Below are 14,811 nucleotides of genomic sequence, written 5' to 3' on the forward strand. Positions count from 1 at the left end.
CTAGTCCAGCTTTCCGGGCACGATCTGCAGGTAGATCAGGGTGATCACGAAGTTCACGACGAACAGCAGCAGGAACGTGATGACCACCGACTGGTTCACCGCGTCCCCGACGCCCTTCGGGCCGCCGGAAGGGTTCAAGCCCCGGTAGGACGCGACGACGGCGGCGATGAACCCGAAGATCAGCGCCTTGATCTCACCGACCCAGAGGTCGGGAAGCTGCGCGAGGGCGGAGAAGCTCGCCAGGTACGCGCCCGGCGTCCCGCCCTGCAGCACGACGTTGAAGAAGTAGCCGCCGAGCACGCCGATGACGCTGACCATGCCGTTGAGCAGGAGCGCGACCAGCATCATCGCGAGGGTGCGGGGGACGATCAGCCGCTGGACCGCGGAGACGCCGAGCACCTCCATCGCGGCGATCTCTTCGCGGATGGTCCGGGCGCCGATGTCGGCGCAGACGGCCGAGCCGCCCGCGCCCGCCACCAGCAGCGCGGTGACCAGCGGACTGGCCTGCTGCACGGTGGCGAGCACGGAGCCCGCGCCGGTGTAGGACTGCGCGCCCAGCTGGCGGGCGAGCGAGCCGAACTGCAGCGAGATGACCGCGCCGAACGGGATGGCCACCAGGGCCGTCGGCAGGATGGTCACGCTCGCGATGAACCAGGACTGCTGGATGAACTCCCGCAGCTGGAAGGGCCGCTGGAACAGGCCGCGGACGATGTCCAGGCCGAGAGCGAACAGGTTCCCGGTCTCGCGGAGCATGCCGATCCCGGGAATCTTCGCCTGTGTTGCGGGAGAGCTCACCTGCCACCTGGCCCGTTGTCGCGCGGTGGTGGCATCCGGTGCGTGCCGGGTCTCGGCGGCTGGCCGCCGCCCGGGATCCGGGCCACCTGGTCGGCGGGCAGCTGCCCGTGGTGCTGGTTCGGGACGCCGTCACCCTGCGGGCGCGCCCCGACCTGCTGCGGCTGGCCGCGGTGCGGGCGCACGCCGTAGTGGCGCTGCTCCTCCGGGCTCAGCGACTCGATGATGCTCTCCTGCGCGGCCGGCGGCAGCCGGTGCATGATCTCCATGACCCGGTCCTTGCGGCGGACGGCACCCATCCGGGTGGCCACCCCCGGCGTCGTCTGCATCTGCGGCGGCACCCCGCTGATGTCCTCGACCCCGCCCGCGTGGTGGCCGGCGTCGAACATCGCCTGCTCGGCGGCCATCTGGGCGGAGTCCTTCTCCTCGGACATGCCGATCGGGCCCTGCATCTTGCCGTTGAGGAACTGCTTGACGACCGGCTCCTCGCTGGTCAGCAGCACCTCGCGCGGGCCGAACATGACCAGTTCCTTGCGGAAGAGCATGCCCAGGTTGTCCGGGACCGTGCGGGCCAGGTTGATGTTGTGGGTGACGATCAGGAACGTCGCGTCGATCTGCGCGTTGACGTCGAGGAACAGCTGCGAGATGTAGGTGGTGCGGACCGGGTCGAGGCCCGAGTCCGGCTCGTCGACCAGGATGATCTCCGGGTCGAGCACCAGGGCGCGGGCCAGGCCGGCGCGCTTGCGCATACCCCCGGAGATCTCCCCCGGCAGCTTCTTGTCGGCGCCGTTCAGACCGGTCATGTCGAGCTTCTCGAGCACGATCCGGCGGATCTCCGTCTCGGACTTCTTCGTGTGCTCGCGCAGCGGGAAGGCGACGTTGTCGTAGAGGTTCATCGAGCCGAACAGCGCGCCGTCCTGGAAGAGGACGCCGAAGAGCTTCCGGATCTCGTAGAGCTTGTGCTCGGAGCAGGTGACGATGTCGACACCGTTGATCACGCAGCGGCCGCGGTCGGGCTTGAGCAGCCCGATCATCGACTTGAGGAAGACCGACTTGCCGGTCCCTGACGGGCCGAGCATGGCCGACACTTCGCCCGGGGGGAGCGTCAACGTGACGTCCCGCCAGATGGTCTGCTTACCGAAGGACTTCGTCAGACCTTCGATGACCACCTCGGCACCCATCGCACCTCCAGGAGCTGTTCCGCGTCATTGCGCCCGCTGCCACACCCTGCCACCCACGCCGGCGGCGGATGTGGGCCGGTGGCGCCCACGAACCCGCGTCAACCAGGTGCAACGAGCTGAGTGCGAACAGGTTACTCACCAGTTTTCTTTTCTGGCCAGCCCCGGGTTCATCGTCACCCCGCCGTGATCGCCAACTGGCAGCACGGTAGCCCAAACGGGGCAACTGCGCAGGTCTGAGCGGCCCCGGATCCACGATTTAGGGACCCCGGGGAGATCCGGACACCGCTCCTAGGGGTTGCCACCGGCTCGCAGCTCAGGAAGTCGTAGACACGGAAGGGGCGGGCATCCGAAGTGGATGCCCGCCCCTTCTCGAGGTGGTGCTTCAGGCGCTTGCGCGCCCGGAATCACTTGATGGAGATCTTGGCGCCCGCGGCCTCGAGCTTCTCCTTGGCGGCCTCGGCGGCCTCCTTGTCGACCTTCTCCAGGAGGGCCTTGGGAGCGGCCTCGACCAGCTCCTTGGCCTCCTTCAGGCCCAGGCCCGAGACGACCTCGCGGACGACCTTGATGACCTGGATCTTCTTGTCGCCGGCGCCCTCGAGGACGACGTCGAACTCGTCCTGCTCCTCGACCGGGGCGGCAGCGGCGGCGGCGGGGCCGGCGGCGACGGCGACCGGCGCGGCGGCGGTCACGTCGAAGACCTCTTCGAACTCCTTCACGAACTCGGACAGCTCGAGGAGGGTGAGCTCCTTGAAGGCGTCGATCAGCTCGGCGGTGCTCAGCTTCGCCATGATGGCTTCCTCTCAGAAAAACGAACTAGACGTTCGGGGTGGGGGTGGTTCAGCTCTCGGCGGGTGCTTCGGCTGCTTCGGTACCGGCGGCGTTGCGCTGCTTCTCCTCCAGCGCGGCAGCCAGGCGGGCGACCTGGGACGCCGGCGCCTGGAACAGCGCGGCGGCCTGGGACAGCTTCGCCTTGAACGCGCCCGCCGCCTTGGCGAGCAGGACCTCACGGCTGTCGAGATCGGCGATCCGGTTGATCTCGTCCACGGACAGCGCACGGCCGTCCATGTAGCCGCCCTTGATCACAAGCGCGTTGTTGTCCTTCGCGAAGTCGCGAAGCGCCTTGGCGGCGTCGACAGCTTCACCCTCGACGAAGGCGATGGCGGTCGCGCCGACGAACAGGTCCTCGAGACCCTGGATGCCGGCGTCCTCGGCCGCCCGCTTGACCAGGGTGTTCTTCGCGACCCGGTACTTGGCACTGGTGCCGAGAGCGCGGCGCAGCTGGGACAGCTGTGACACGGAGAGGCCGGTGTACTGGGTAACGACGGTGGCCGAGCTGGTGCGGAAACTCTCCGCGATCTCGGCGACGGCCGCCACCTTGTCGGGCTTCGCCATGGGTCGCCTCCTCTCTTGGCTAGTGTTTCCACTGGCTTTCGAGGAGCCCTCAAACGACGAAACGCCCTCGCGCAGACAGGCGCGGGGCGTCATCGGGCACCTGGGTGCCCGGCCTCGTTCCTCCTGCGCGGGCCGCCCGGCGAGTGCGGGACCTTCGTTCCCCGTGTTGGCGGGGAAAACCAGCGGTCTTCGGTAGAACCGTCGTCAAGTGTACCCCGCCCGTTGTCGAGGATTTCTCGGGGGCCGGTCCTGACCTGCGTTTAGGGCGCCTGGGGGTTCCACCCGCCGCCCCGGAGGGCATCATGGTGACGTGGCGGAGCAGCGCGATGACGGAAAGCCGGGCTCGGACATCGAACCGGCGGGCCCCAACGCGCCCGCTGCACCCCCCGCGCTTCCGCCGCCCAGCAACGCTCCGGTCCCGGTCCAGGGCGCCCCGGCGCTCCCGCAACCGTCCGGCACGTCCGCCCAGCAGCCGACGGACCCGGCGGAGCTGGAGCAGTTCCGCCAGTTCCAGCAGTTCCAGGACTACCTGCGCTTCACCCAGACCCAGCAGGGCAACCAGCCGGCACCCGCCCCGGACTCGGGCGTCGTCCAGGCGCCGCCGTCCCAGCCGGGCGGCCAGCCGCCGCTGATCCCGCCGGGTTACCAGCTGGTCCCGGTCGAACGCCGCCGGGCGCCGAAGTGGGTGACGTGGCTCGGCAAGAAGGTCATCGCCTGGGTGCTGGCCTTCATCCTGCTCGCGGTCGCGGGCACGTGGCTGTACAACCACTTCTTCCCCAACGACTCCGGCAAGACCTCCGCCCAGCTGGCGGAGGAGGGCGGCGGGAAGTACCACACGAACCACGTGTTCTCGACGAACCCGTACGAAGCGGTGCGGATGGTCTACCACAACGTCGCCCAGGGCCGGGTCGACGACGCCTGCGGCCGGTTCCAGAACGAGGGGCAGCGGGACGTCCAGACCCAGTTCGCGCAGGACATCGCCCAGACGTTCCGGCAGAACGCCGCCCAGACCGACTGCAAGAAAGCCGTCGAGTTCCTCGCCACCCAGGTGACGAACAAGAACGACTACGCCGAATCCCTGCCGTCCAGCGTCTCGGCACCTCTACCCGGAGACACCGTGACGATCGATTCGTGCACCTTCCCCGTCACGGGCGGCCCGGCACTGGGTGTTTTCACGGTCTCGAAGGTCGAGAAGGGCCAGTGGCTCATCACCGGCCACGCGATCGGGCCGGCGAAGTGCAGCGGCGCCCCGACCGCGACGCCGACCAGCCGCTAGCGCGGGTGCGGAGCCGACAGGAACGACACCAACGCCTCCGCGAACGCCGGTGACATCACCGCCGTCATGTGGTCGCCCGGGATCCGGACCAGCCGTGCCCCCGCGATGGCCGCCGCCAGGCGCTCGGGCTCGGCCGCCAGCTGGTCCTGCTCTCCCGCCAGCACCAACGTCGGCACTCCGATCGCCGACAGGTCCAGATGTCCCTCCCGCGACGACGACGCTGAAGCCGACGCCACCGCCGCCAGCGCCCGGCGGTCTCCGCCCACCGCGTCGGCCAGCAGCCGGAACGGCACTCCCGATGGCGGGACCGAAGCGGGGTCCTCCGCCAGCAACGCCGAAGCGATGTCGGCCGGCTTCACCACGCGCAGGTCGACGCCGCCGAAGTCGACGATGCCCGAGCCCACTCCGCCCGTTGCCAGGCAACGGATCCGCTTGTCCTTCGCCGTCACCGTCAGGGCGATGATCGCGCCCATCGAGTAGCCGACCATCGACACCTCGTCGAGGACCAGCTCGTCGAGCAACGCCGAGACGTCGCGGGCCATCGCGTCCTCGGTGTAGCGGGATTCGTCGTGCGGCTTCTCGGACCGGCCGTGGCCGCGCGCGTCCAGGGAAATCACCGTGAAGCCCGCCGACCGCAGCGCCGCGACGACGCCCGTGGAGATCCAGTTCGCGTTCGTGTCCGCGGCGAAACCGTGCTGCAGCAGCACCGGGCGGTGGGCGCCGTCGCCCTCCCACACCGTGTAGTTCAACCGGAGCCCGTCGAACGACGCGAAAGTCGGCATGACGTCAATAAGACACGAAGAAAGGGCGCCCCCGCAGCAAGCGGGGACGCCCTTTCTGGTGATCTCAGACTCAGAACCTTATTCAGCCGTCGGCCGGCGCAAGGTTCGCCTCATGCAGGCGGGTTGCGTTCCGTAGCGCCGTCCTAACCAGAATAAGGTTCTCAGACCGCAGCTTCCTCGGAGAGGAGGTTGCGGGTCCGCAGCGGGTCGACCGGGATGCCCGGGCCCATCGTGGTGGTGAAGGTGACCTTCTTCAGGTAGCGGCCCTTCGCCGACGACGGCTTGGCGCGGAGGATCTCGTCCAGCGCGGCCGCGTAGTTCTCGACCAGCTTCTCGGTGTCGAAGGAAGCCTTGCCGATCACCAGGTGCAGGTTGGCCTGCTTGTCGACGCGGAAGTTGATCTTACCGCCCTTGATGTCCTTCACGGCCTTCTCGACCGCGGGGGTCACCGTGCCGGTCTTCGGGTTCGGCATCAGGCCACGCGGGCCGAGGATGCGGGCGATGCGGCCCACCTTGGCCATCTGGTCCGGCGTCGCGATCGCGGCGTCGAAGTCGAGCCAGCCACCCTGGATGCGCTCGATCAGTTCGTCGGTGCCGACCGCGTCCGCGCCGGCGGCTTCGGCCTCGGCGGCCTTGTCGCCGACGGCGAAGACGATGACGCGGGCGGTCTTACCGGTGCCGTGCGGCAGGTTCACGGTGCCGCGGACCATCTGGTCGGCCTTGCGGGGGTCCACACCGAGACGCATCGCGACCTCGACGGTCGCGTCCATCTTGGTCTTGGAGGTCTCCTTCGCCAGCTTCGCGGCCTCGAGCGGCGCGTACAGGCGCGCCTTGTCGATGAGCTCCGCAGCCTGGCGGTAAGCCTTGCTGTGCTTGGTCATGCTTCTGTCCTTACTTCAAAAACGGATCAGTGTGGTGTCAGAGCCAGCACTTGGCTCTCCCACGGGTAGTGCTGCGAACGTCAGGCGTCGACGACCGTGATGCCCATCGACCGAGCAGTGCCGGCGATGATCTTCGCGGCCTGGTCGATGTCGTGCGCGTTGAGGTCGGTCTCCTTGGTCTTGGCGATCTCGCGGACCTGGTCCCAAGTGACCTTGGCGACCTTGGTCTTGTGCGGCTCGCCGGAGCCCTTCTCCACGCCCGCGGCCTTCAGCAGCAGCTTCGCGGCCGGCGGCGTCTTCAGCTTGAAGTCGAACGACCGGTCCTCGTACACGGAGATCTCGACCGGGACGACGTCCCCGCGCTGCGACTCGGTCGCGGCGTTGTAGGCCTTGCAGAACTCCATGATGTTGACGCCGTGCTGACCCAGCGCGGGGCCGACCGGCGGCGCGGGGTTGGCCGCACCCGCCTTGATCTGCAGCTTGATGATCGCCGCAAGCTTCTTCTTCTTGGGTGGCATTTCTTTTCCTGTCCTGTACTACGTTCCCCGCGTACCTGCCGTGGACGCGGGGACTGCGGCCGGCCTGGCGGCCGTCAGATCTTGGAGACCTGGTTGAACGACAGCTCGACCGGGGTCTCCCGGCCGAAGATCGACACCAGGACCTTCAGCTTCTGCCCGTCGATGTTGACCTCGGAGATCGTCGCCGGCAGCGTCGCGAACGGGCCGTCCATGACCGTGACCGACTCGCCGATCTCGAAGTCGACCTCGACGGCCGGGCCGCCGAGCGGGGCCGCGGTCGCGGTGGACTCGCCCTTGCCCGCCTTCGCGGGGGCTTCGCTCTCGACCTTCGGGGCGAGGAACTTCAGCACCTCGTCCACGGTCAGCGGCGAAGGGCGCGAGGTCGCACCGACGAACCCGGTGACACCCGGCGTGTTGCGCACCGCGCTCCACGAGGCGTCGTTCAGGTCCATCCGGACCAGGATGTAGCCGGGCAGCACCTTGCGCTGCACCTGCTTGCGCTGGCCGTTCTTGATCTCGGTGACCTCTTCGGTCGGGACCTCGATCTGGAAGATGTAGTCCTCGACGTCCAGGGTCTGGGTCCGGGTCTCGAGGTTGGTCTTCACCTTGTTCTCGTACCCGGCGTAGGAGTGCACGACGTACCACTCGCCGGGCGCGGCGAGGAGCTCGGAACGCAGCTTGGCGACCGGGTCCTCGTCGTCCGCGGCGGGCTCGGCCTCGGTCTCGTCCACGTCGACGGAATCGTCCACGTCGGCAGGAGCGTCACTGTCGGCGGAAGCGTCGTCCTCGGAGTCCGACACGTCGACGGGCTCGAGGTGCGCGGACTCCTCGTCACCGAGTGCCGCGTGCACCTGCTCGTCGGAAAGCTCGGTCAGGTCGTGACCGGCTGCTGTGCCGTTGTCGGAGGTCACGTTCCGTCCTCTCAGTTGATCATTGCGGGCCAAGGCCGGGACCTGGGCCCCATCGGCGCGCGCCGGGGGCGCGTCAGCCGAAGATCTTGCCGATGCCCCACTTGAATGCCAGGTCGAGCACGCTCACCAGGCCCACCATGAACACCACGAAGGCCAGCACGACGATGGTGTAGGTGACCATCTGCTTGCGGTTGGGCCAGATGACCTTGCGCAGTTCCGCCCAGACCTCGCGGATGAAGCGCACCAGCCGCGCGAACACGGAGGCCTTCTTCGGCTTCTGGTCCCGCTTCGGAGTCGGAGCGCCCTTCGCGTCGGGGGCGGTCTTCTCCCCCGACTTCCCGGCCGGACGGGTCTTGTCGTCCGCACGTGCCGCGGACTTCCCCGCCGGGCGAGCGGTCGCACGGCGCTCACGCCGGGCAGCGGCTGTGACGGGACGGGACTGGCTCTCGGGCTTCCGCCCGGTGCCGTCCTGCTCCTGCTCGCCGCCGCTGGCGTCGCTGTCGCTCACGACCACTCCTCCGCTCCACCAGTTCCGTTACGCAGGGGTGACAGGACTTGAACCTGCAACCTGCGGTTTTGGAGACCGCTGCTCTGCCAATTGAGCTACACCCCTGTGGAGCCCCGATCGCTCGGAGCCCCGGTGGACGCATTCCATCGTCCCCACCATCCAGGCGGGGATGACCGTAGTGCGTTCCAAGTCCCGAAGTCTACGGCAAGCCTCGCGGGAGCCCGCAACCGCGCCCCCCGATCGACCGCCGCACCCCGGCCGGCCAGCGGAAAACTCCCCGCCGACCTCCTGATCATGCCAGGATGTCCGCCATGACGACCACCCCCCGTCCGGCGGGGGATCCGATGCGGCTCGGCCTCGCGCTCCCCCAGTACGGCGCCCTCGCCGACCCCGCCGCCGTGCCGCGCTTCGCGACGGCGGCGGAGGGCCTCGGCTTCGCCTCGCTCTGGGTCGGCGACCGGATCCTGGCACCGCTGGCGCCCTCGGACCTCTACCCGGGCGGCGGGACGCCGGAGCACCCGTACCCGAAGGAGTTCGAGACCTTCGCCGACCCGTTCACCACCCTGGCGGTCGCGGCGGCGGTGACCCGCACGGCCCGCCTCGGGATGAGCGCGCTGACCGGCCCGGTCTATTCCCCGGTCCTGCTCGCCCGGGCACTGACGTCGCTCGACCTGGCCAGTTCGGGACGCCTGGACGCCGGCTTCGGGCTCGGCTGGCTGCGCGAGGAGTACTTCGCCACCGGGGTCCCGTGGGAGGGCCGAGGCCGGCGGCTCGAAGACCTGCTCGACGCGCTCGACGCGCTGTGGACCGGCGACCCCGCGGAGCACGCGGGCCCGCAGTGGCGGATCGCGCCGTCGACGGTGGGCCTGCGCCCGGCGCAGCAACCACGCCCGCCGGTGCTGCTCGGCGGGTTCTCGCCGCCGGCGCTGGCCCGGGTCGGGCGCCGCGCGGACGGCTGGCTCGCCGGCTGGATGCCGGAGCAGTACCTGACCGGTCTCTGGTCGGTGGCGCTCGAAGCGGCGGCGAAGGCCGGGCGCGACCCGGACACTCTGCGCCGCGTCCTGCGGATCAACCCGCGGGAGGGAACCGCCGTCGAGACGGTCGCCGACGTCCGCCCCTGCCTCGACGTGGCCCGGCGGCTGGGCATCACCGAGGTGCTCGTCGACCTGCACTACGTCGCGAAGAACGTCGACCACGCCCTGGACCTCGCCGGGGAACTGATCGCGAACTGACCCGCGTCCGGTGTGACGCAGGTCTCGCGCGCGGCGTCATTGTTCTATTATAGTTAGAACTATGCTCGTTCAGATCGATCCGAGCTCCACCGTCCCGCTCTTCGAGCAGGTGGCTGCCTCGCTCCGCCGGTCCCTCGCCGAGGGCCACCCGGCTCCCGGGCAGCAGCTTCCGCCCGCCCGGGAACTGGCCGCGGCCCTCGAGATCAACGTCCACACCGTGCTGCGGGCGTACGCGCTGCTTCGCGACGAAGGCCTCATCGACCTGCGGCGACGCCGGGGCGCCGTCGTCATCGGCGGCGCGTCCTCCCGGGCGCGGCTGGCCGAACTCGCCGAGGACCTGGTCCGCGAGGCGAAGCGCGCCGGCGTCGGCCTCGACGAGCTCACCGGGGTGTTGAAGGAGAAGTACTCATGACCAAGCTGATCCGGGTCCTGGTCGCCACGGCCGTGCTGCCGGGCGCCGCGCTCGCCGTCGCGGGCGCGCTGGAGGACGCGTGGGCGCACCGGCTGCCCGACCCCGTCGCGACGCACTGGAACAGCGCGCCGAACGGCTCCACCCCGCTCGCGGCGTTCACCGGCGTCTGCCTCGGGCTCGGCACGGTCGCCGTGCTGCTGCTGGCCACGACGGCGGTCACCGCGCTGCGCCGCGGGCGGCCGCTGCCGCGCGCGACCGTCGGGGTGGGCGCCGGGTTCGCCGCTCTGCCGGCCGCGGTCCTGCTGTCGGTGCTCGTGGCGAACCTCGACGTCCCGGACTGGCACGCGGCCCGCGGCGGCCTGGTCGTCGTGCTCTTCATGCTGGGCGCGGCCGCCATCGCCGTCGTGGCGGCACTCGTCGGCGGCCTGCCCGCCCCGCCGGTCCGCGAACGGACCGCGGACCGGCCGAGCGTCGGGCTCCGGGCCGGCCAGCGGGCGTTCTGGTCGAGCCGGGCGGCGAACCCGGCGATGCTCTGGGCGCTGGCGGTGGTCCCGGTGGCGATCGCCCTCGTGCCCGCCGGGCTGTCCTGGCCGGTGGCCACCTGGCTCGCGCTGGTCGGTGCGGTGGTGGCGGCGCTGACGTACCGGTTGTCGGCGTCCGTCGACGCCAAGGGCGTGACGATCCGCTTCGGCCTCCTGGGCGTCCCGTGGCGGCACCTGGCGCTGGACAGCATCCGCGAAGCGACCGCGCGCGAGCTGTCGACGTTCGGCGACGGCGGGCTGGGCCTGCGCTTCAACCCGGTCACCGGCACGACGGCGTACAAGGTCCGCGGCGGCCCGGCGCTGGCGCTCGCCCTGGAGAACGGCCGCACGGTGCTGGTGAGCGTGGACGACCCGGAGACGGGTGCGGGGTTGGTCAACGACCTGCTCGCGCAGCGCATCACCCGGATTGACTAGGTCGGCGGCCCGGCGGCTTCGGTAGAAACGAAGAAGTGGCGAAGAAGAGCGGTGGCGGTGGCTGCCTGGTGGTCGTGCTCGTGGTCGGGCTGCTGGCCTTCGGGTACTACAAGTGGCAGCACGGCTCGTCGTCGGCGCCACCGGAGGGCGTGGACACCGGTGGCGGCTCCGGCCGCTACGTCGCCCTCGGGGATTCGTACACGTCGTCACCGCGGACCGGGCGGCAGGCGGGCACCCCGGCGGGCTGCGACCGCTCGGACGACAACTACCCGCACCTGGTCTCGGCGAAGCTCAAGCCGGCCCAGTTCGCCGACGTCAGCTGCAGCGGCGCGACGACGGCGAACCTGACCGGGGCGCAGAAAACCGGGAACGGGACGAACCCGCCGCAGCTGGACGCGGTGACGGCGGAGACGACGCTGGTGACGGTGGGCATCGGCGGCAACGACGTCGGCTTCTTTTCGTACGCGTCGGGCTGCGCGACGACGAACCAGAACACCTCACCGTGCCGCGACCGCCTGACGGCCGGCGGCCGCGACGAGCTGGCCGAGCGCGTCGACGCCACGGCCCCGAAGGTCGCCGCGGTGCTGGACCGGATCCGCCAGAAGGCCCCGAAGGCGAAGGTGGTGGTGGTCGGCTACCCGACGGTGCTGCCGGACGGCAACGGCTGCTGGCCGTCCCTGCCGTTCGGCGCGGGCGACATCGAGTACTTCCGCGGCGCGCTCGGCAAGCTGAACAAGATGCTCGAGGACCAGGCGGACGCCCACCGCGCGGGGTACGCGGACACGGCGACGCCCGGCAAGGGCCACGACGTGTGCTCGGCGTCGGACAAGCGCTGGATCGAGGGCCTGCTGCCCGCCTCGCCGGCCGCCCCGCTGCACCCGAACGCGCGGGGTGAGCAGGGCATGGCCGACGCGGTCCTGGCGGTCCTGAAGCTGCCTTAGCGGCGGACCAGGGCCTGCGGCTTGCCGAGCACCGTCTTGCCGTCGAACTTCACGACGAGGTCGATCCGCGCGATCCCGTCGTCCTTGACGTCCGCGACCTTCCCCGTGATCGTGACCACCGCGCCCTCCGGCGTGTTCGGCACCACGACCGGGCGCGTGAACCGGGCGCTGAAGTCGATCAGCCGGGCCGGGTCGCCCAGCCAGTCCGTGACCACGCGGCCCGCGACCGCCATCGTCAGCATCCCGTGCGCGATCACGTCCGGCAGGCCGACGTCCTTCGCGAACGCCTCGTTCCAGTGGATCGGGTTGAAGTCCAGCGCCGCCCCGGCGTAGCGGACCAGCTGCTCGCGGGTGATCCGGACCTCGAGGGCGGGCAGCTCGTCGCCGACGGTGACAGGCGCGTTCACGCGTTCTCCCCTCGGACCACCAGCTGGGCGCGGGTGGTGCAGACCTTCTGGCCCGCGGCGTCGGTGATGTCCGCGCGCAGGTTGATGAAGTCGTTGCCGGCGCGGGCCATGATCCCGTCGATGTGGGTGGTCACCTCGAGCACGTCGCCGGCGAAGACCGGGCGCGTGTAGGTGAAGCCCTGGTCGCCGTGCACCATCCGCGAGTAGTCGAGGCCGAGTTCGGGGTCGGCGACGATCGCGTTGATCGAGGCGAGGTTGATGATCGTGAGGAAGGTCGGCGGCGCGATCACGTCGGGGTGACCGGCCTCGCGGGCCGCCTCCGGGTCGCGGTAGACCGGGTTCGCGTCGCCGATCGCGTCGGCGAACTCCCGGATCTTCTCCCGGCTCACTTCGTAACTGGTCTGCGGCGGATAGCTCCGCCCGGTGAACGACTGGTCCAAGGGCACGGCGACGAGGCTACCAACAGCGAGAAGCCGCCCCGGGGATCCCGGGGCGGCTTCTTCGAGCTGGGGGTGAACGCGCTACGTCAGCGGGTTTCCTTGTGCGTCCGGTGCGTACCGCAGTTCGGGCAGAACTTCTTCATCTCCAGGCGATCCGGGTTGTTGCGCCGGTTCTTCTTGGTGATGTAGTTGCGGTGCTTGCACTCTTCGCACGCCAGCGTGATCTTGGGTCGCACGTCGGTGGCAGCCACAGCGTTTCCTTCTCTCTCAGGTCCCGGGGGCCAGCCCCGTCTTACCGCGTAGCGGTGGCCGGACTTGAACCGGCGACACAGCGATTATGAGCCGCTTGCTCTGCCAACTGAGCTACACCGCCCTTACATGACCCAAGCCGCGACACGCAGGCGTGACGCGGCTGAGGTCGTGAGCCCCTTTACGGAATCGAACCGTAGACCTTCTCCTTACCATGGAGACGCTCTGCCGACTGAGCTAAAGGGGCCTGGCCTCTCGCGAGGACTTGGAAAGATTAGCAAGGCCTGTCACCCCGTCGTGCAACCGGGGTCCCAAAACGACAAAACCTCAGGTCAGCAGGGTCAAAACGGTCTCCGAGTGCCGCCCCGGCGAGCGGGCCGTGCGGGCCTGCAGCCACGCCTCCAGCCGGTCTTCCGGCAGCGGCCGCGAGATCAGGTAGCCCTGGGCGACGTCACAGCCCATCGCCTCGAGCTGGTCGCGCGCCACGTCCTCCTCGACGCCCTCGGCCACCACCGTCAGCCCGAGCGAGTGCCCCAGCTCGACGATCGACCGGACCACCGCGAGGTCGCCCAGGTCCGTCCCCATGCCGAGGACGAAGCTCTTGTCGATCTTGACCTGGTCGACCGGCAGCTGCCGCAGGTACGCCAGCGACGAGTAGCCCGTCCCGAAGTCGTCGACGGCGAGCGTGATGCCCAGCGAGTGCAGCTCGCGCAGGATCGGCAGCGCCTTCTGCGGGTCGGACATCACGCCGGACTCGGTCAGCTCGAACGTCAGCAGCTCCGGCGGGATGCCGTAGTGCTCCAGCTCGCGGGCGACCTTGTTCGGGAAGTCCTCGTCGGCCAGGTTGCGCACCGACAGGTTGACCGCGACCGAGATCCGCAGGCCCTCGTCGAGCCACTTGCGGCAGCGCTTGAGCGCCTCGCCGAGCACGAAACCCGTCAGGACGCCGATCAGGCCGGCCGCCTCGATGGCCGGGACGAACTCGTCCGGGCCGAGCCTGCCGAACTCCGGGTGCACCCAGCGGACCAGCGCCTCGACGCCCTGCACCTGCCGGTTCGGCAGCGTGATCTTCGGCTGGTAGTGGACGCTGACCTGGCCGTCCTCGAGGGACTGCCGGAACTGCGTGACCATCTGGAAGCGGCGCAGGAAGATCTGGCCCATGCTCGGCACGTAGCCGCGGACCTCTTCGCCGCCCTTCGTCGCGCGGACGGCGACGTCGGCGCGCTGCAGCAGGCCTTCGATGTCGACGACGTCGCCCGGTTCCTCCGCGGACGTCGTCGCGTAGCCGATCATCGCGTTCGCCTCGACCGACAGCCGGTCGACCGGGTACGGCGCCGACAGCTCTTCCCGCAGCCGTTCCGCCGCCTGGTGGGCGTCCTCCGGTGGGCAGCCGACGAGCAGCGCCGCGAAGGACGCGCCTTCGAGCCGGGCGAGCGGGACGTCGGGGCCGAGCGCGTCGCGGATGCGGCGGCCCGCGGCGACGACCATCCGGTCGGCCCAGGCGTAGCCGAGGGCGTCGCTGACCGTCGAAAAGACGTCGAGGTCGATCCGCAGCACCACGGCGTTGGCGAAGTCCCGCAACGGTTCCTTCGCCACCTGCCGGAAGCCCGGCCGGTTGAGGTGCCCGGTGAGCGGGTCGTGGTAGGCGTCGTGGCGCAGCGTCGCCAGCAGCCGACGGTTGTCCAGCGACGTCGCGAGGTGGCTGGCCATCGTGCCGAGCAGCTGGACGTCGTACTTGCCGAAGCCGCGCCAGCGGGACAGCCGGTCGTGCGCCTCGACGACGCCGAGCAGCCGGTTCGCGCTGCGCAGCGGGACCACCAGGGCCTCCTGCGCGCCGCGGTCGAGCAGGGCGGCGCGGACGTCGGGGTTGGCCTCGGTGATCCGGAAGTGCCGGACGTGCGCGCCGGGCAGGCGCAGCAGCGGGTCGTCGGCG

At 70.1% G+C, this 14,811-nt stretch carries 18 protein-coding genes and 3 tRNA genes; 5 read left to right on the forward strand and 16 right to left on the reverse strand.

Features of this window, described 5'->3' with window-relative positions:
• From CCN39_RS14700 to rplJ, 4 genes are all read right to left on the reverse strand, one after another.
• Positions 1–753, reverse strand: coding sequence for an MlaE family ABC transporter permease (locus tag CCN39_RS14700; RefSeq protein WP_003060268.1), 753 nt, complete (start codon positions 751–753; stop codon positions 1–3).
• Positions 754–791: 38 nt separating this feature from the next.
• Positions 792–1,973, reverse strand: coding sequence for an ABC transporter ATP-binding protein (locus tag CCN39_RS14705; RefSeq protein ID WP_086842345.1), 1,182 nt, complete (start codon positions 1,971–1,973; stop codon positions 792–794).
• A gap of 404 nt (positions 1,974–2,377) precedes the next feature.
• Positions 2,378–2,761, reverse strand: coding sequence for a 50S ribosomal protein L7/L12 (gene rplL, locus CCN39_RS14710; RefSeq protein WP_013222530.1), 384 nt, complete (start codon positions 2,759–2,761; stop codon positions 2,378–2,380).
• A 49-nt stretch (positions 2,762–2,810) separates the two neighbouring features.
• A complete protein-coding gene (rplJ, locus tag CCN39_RS14715) occupies positions 2,811–3,365 on the reverse strand; it encodes a 50S ribosomal protein L10 (protein WP_086842347.1) in 555 nt (184 codons plus the stop codon).
• A 310-nt stretch (positions 3,366–3,675) separates the two neighbouring features.
• On the opposite strand from rplJ, the gene CCN39_RS14720 reads away from it, so the two are divergent.
• A complete protein-coding gene (locus tag CCN39_RS14720) occupies positions 3,676–4,641 on the forward strand; it encodes a hypothetical protein (RefSeq protein ID WP_086842349.1) in 966 nt (321 codons plus the stop codon).
• On the opposite strand, the gene CCN39_RS14725 is transcribed toward CCN39_RS14720, so the two are convergent.
• The 6 genes from CCN39_RS14725 to CCN39_RS14750 all read right to left on the reverse strand — a co-directional run bounded on the left by CCN39_RS14725 (position 4,638) and on the right by CCN39_RS14750 (position 8,346).
• Positions 4,638–5,423, reverse strand: coding sequence for an alpha/beta fold hydrolase (locus tag CCN39_RS14725; RefSeq protein WP_086842351.1), 786 nt, complete (start codon positions 5,421–5,423; stop codon positions 4,638–4,640). The two genes, CCN39_RS14720 and CCN39_RS14725, sit on opposite strands and share 4 nt — an antisense overlap.
• Positions 5,424–5,584: 161 nt before the next feature.
• The gene (gene rplA, locus CCN39_RS14730) at positions 5,585–6,304 is read right to left on the reverse strand and encodes a 50S ribosomal protein L1 (RefSeq protein WP_086842353.1); all 720 of its coding nucleotides are present in this window, start codon (positions 6,302–6,304) and stop codon (positions 5,585–5,587) included.
• 80 nt (positions 6,305–6,384) lie between these two features.
• A complete protein-coding gene (gene rplK, locus CCN39_RS14735) occupies positions 6,385–6,822 on the reverse strand; it encodes a 50S ribosomal protein L11 (RefSeq protein WP_043781763.1) in 438 nt (145 codons plus the stop codon).
• A 74-nt stretch (positions 6,823–6,896) separates the two neighbouring features.
• Positions 6,897–7,733: a transcription termination/antitermination protein NusG gene (nusG, locus tag CCN39_RS14740; protein ID WP_086842355.1), complete on the reverse strand. Its 837-nt coding sequence runs from the start codon at positions 7,731–7,733 to the stop codon at positions 6,897–6,899.
• Positions 7,734–7,806: 73 nt separating this feature from the next.
• Positions 7,807–8,247 (reverse strand): preprotein translocase subunit SecE, encoded by a 441-nt coding sequence (gene secE, locus CCN39_RS14745; protein WP_086842357.1) that lies wholly within the window; start codon positions 8,245–8,247, stop codon positions 7,807–7,809.
• 26 nt (positions 8,248–8,273) lie between these two features.
• Positions 8,274–8,346: transfer RNA gene (locus tag CCN39_RS14750), tRNA-Trp, on the reverse strand.
• Between the two features lie 206 nt (positions 8,347–8,552).
• Here CCN39_RS14750 and CCN39_RS14755 point away from each other — a divergent pair.
• From CCN39_RS14755 to CCN39_RS14770, 4 genes are all read left to right on the forward strand, one after another.
• Positions 8,553–9,473: a TIGR03619 family F420-dependent LLM class oxidoreductase gene (locus CCN39_RS14755; RefSeq protein WP_086842359.1), complete on the forward strand. Its 921-nt coding sequence runs from the start codon at positions 8,553–8,555 to the stop codon at positions 9,471–9,473.
• Positions 9,474–9,534: 61 nt separating this feature from the next.
• Positions 9,535–9,885 (forward strand): GntR family transcriptional regulator, encoded by a 351-nt coding sequence (locus CCN39_RS14760; protein ID WP_086842361.1) that lies wholly within the window; start codon positions 9,535–9,537, stop codon positions 9,883–9,885.
• Entirely contained in the window at positions 9,882–10,841 is a 960-nt protein-coding gene (locus CCN39_RS14765) for a hypothetical protein (protein WP_086842363.1), read from the forward strand. Before CCN39_RS14760 ends, CCN39_RS14765 begins: the two co-directional genes overlap by 4 nt.
• 35 nt (positions 10,842–10,876) lie before the next feature.
• Entirely contained in the window at positions 10,877–11,782 is a 906-nt protein-coding gene (locus tag CCN39_RS14770; protein ID WP_086842365.1) for an SGNH/GDSL hydrolase family protein, read from the forward strand.
• Here CCN39_RS14770 and CCN39_RS14775 read toward each other — a convergent pair.
• The 6 genes from CCN39_RS14775 to CCN39_RS14800 form a co-directional block, all read right to left on the reverse strand.
• Positions 11,779–12,189, reverse strand: coding sequence for a MaoC family dehydratase (locus tag CCN39_RS14775; protein ID WP_086842367.1), 411 nt, complete (start codon positions 12,187–12,189; stop codon positions 11,779–11,781). The genes CCN39_RS14770 and CCN39_RS14775 overlap by 4 nt on opposite strands.
• On the reverse strand, positions 12,186–12,635 hold the full coding sequence (locus CCN39_RS14780; RefSeq protein ID WP_086842369.1) for a MaoC family dehydratase N-terminal domain-containing protein: 450 nt from the start codon (positions 12,633–12,635) through the stop codon (positions 12,186–12,188). Before CCN39_RS14780 ends, CCN39_RS14775 begins: the two co-directional genes overlap by 4 nt.
• An 80-nt stretch (positions 12,636–12,715) precedes the next feature.
• A complete protein-coding gene (gene rpmG, locus CCN39_RS14785; protein WP_005152047.1) occupies positions 12,716–12,880 on the reverse strand; it encodes a 50S ribosomal protein L33 in 165 nt (54 codons plus the stop codon).
• 49 nt (positions 12,881–12,929) lie between these two features.
• Positions 12,930–13,002 (reverse strand) — tRNA-Met (locus tag CCN39_RS14790).
• 50 nt (positions 13,003–13,052) lie between these two features.
• Positions 13,053–13,125: transfer RNA gene (locus CCN39_RS14795), tRNA-Thr, on the reverse strand.
• 80 nt (positions 13,126–13,205) lie between these two features.
• Positions 13,206–14,811, reverse strand: a 1,606-nt coding sequence (locus tag CCN39_RS14800) for a putative bifunctional diguanylate cyclase/phosphodiesterase (RefSeq protein WP_143264040.1), incomplete at its 5' end; no start/stop codon positions are given.

It is taken from the genome of Amycolatopsis kentuckyensis, assembly GCF_002155975.1.
GTDB classification, from domain to species: Bacteria; Actinomycetota; Actinomycetes; order Mycobacteriales; family Pseudonocardiaceae; genus Amycolatopsis; species Amycolatopsis kentuckyensis.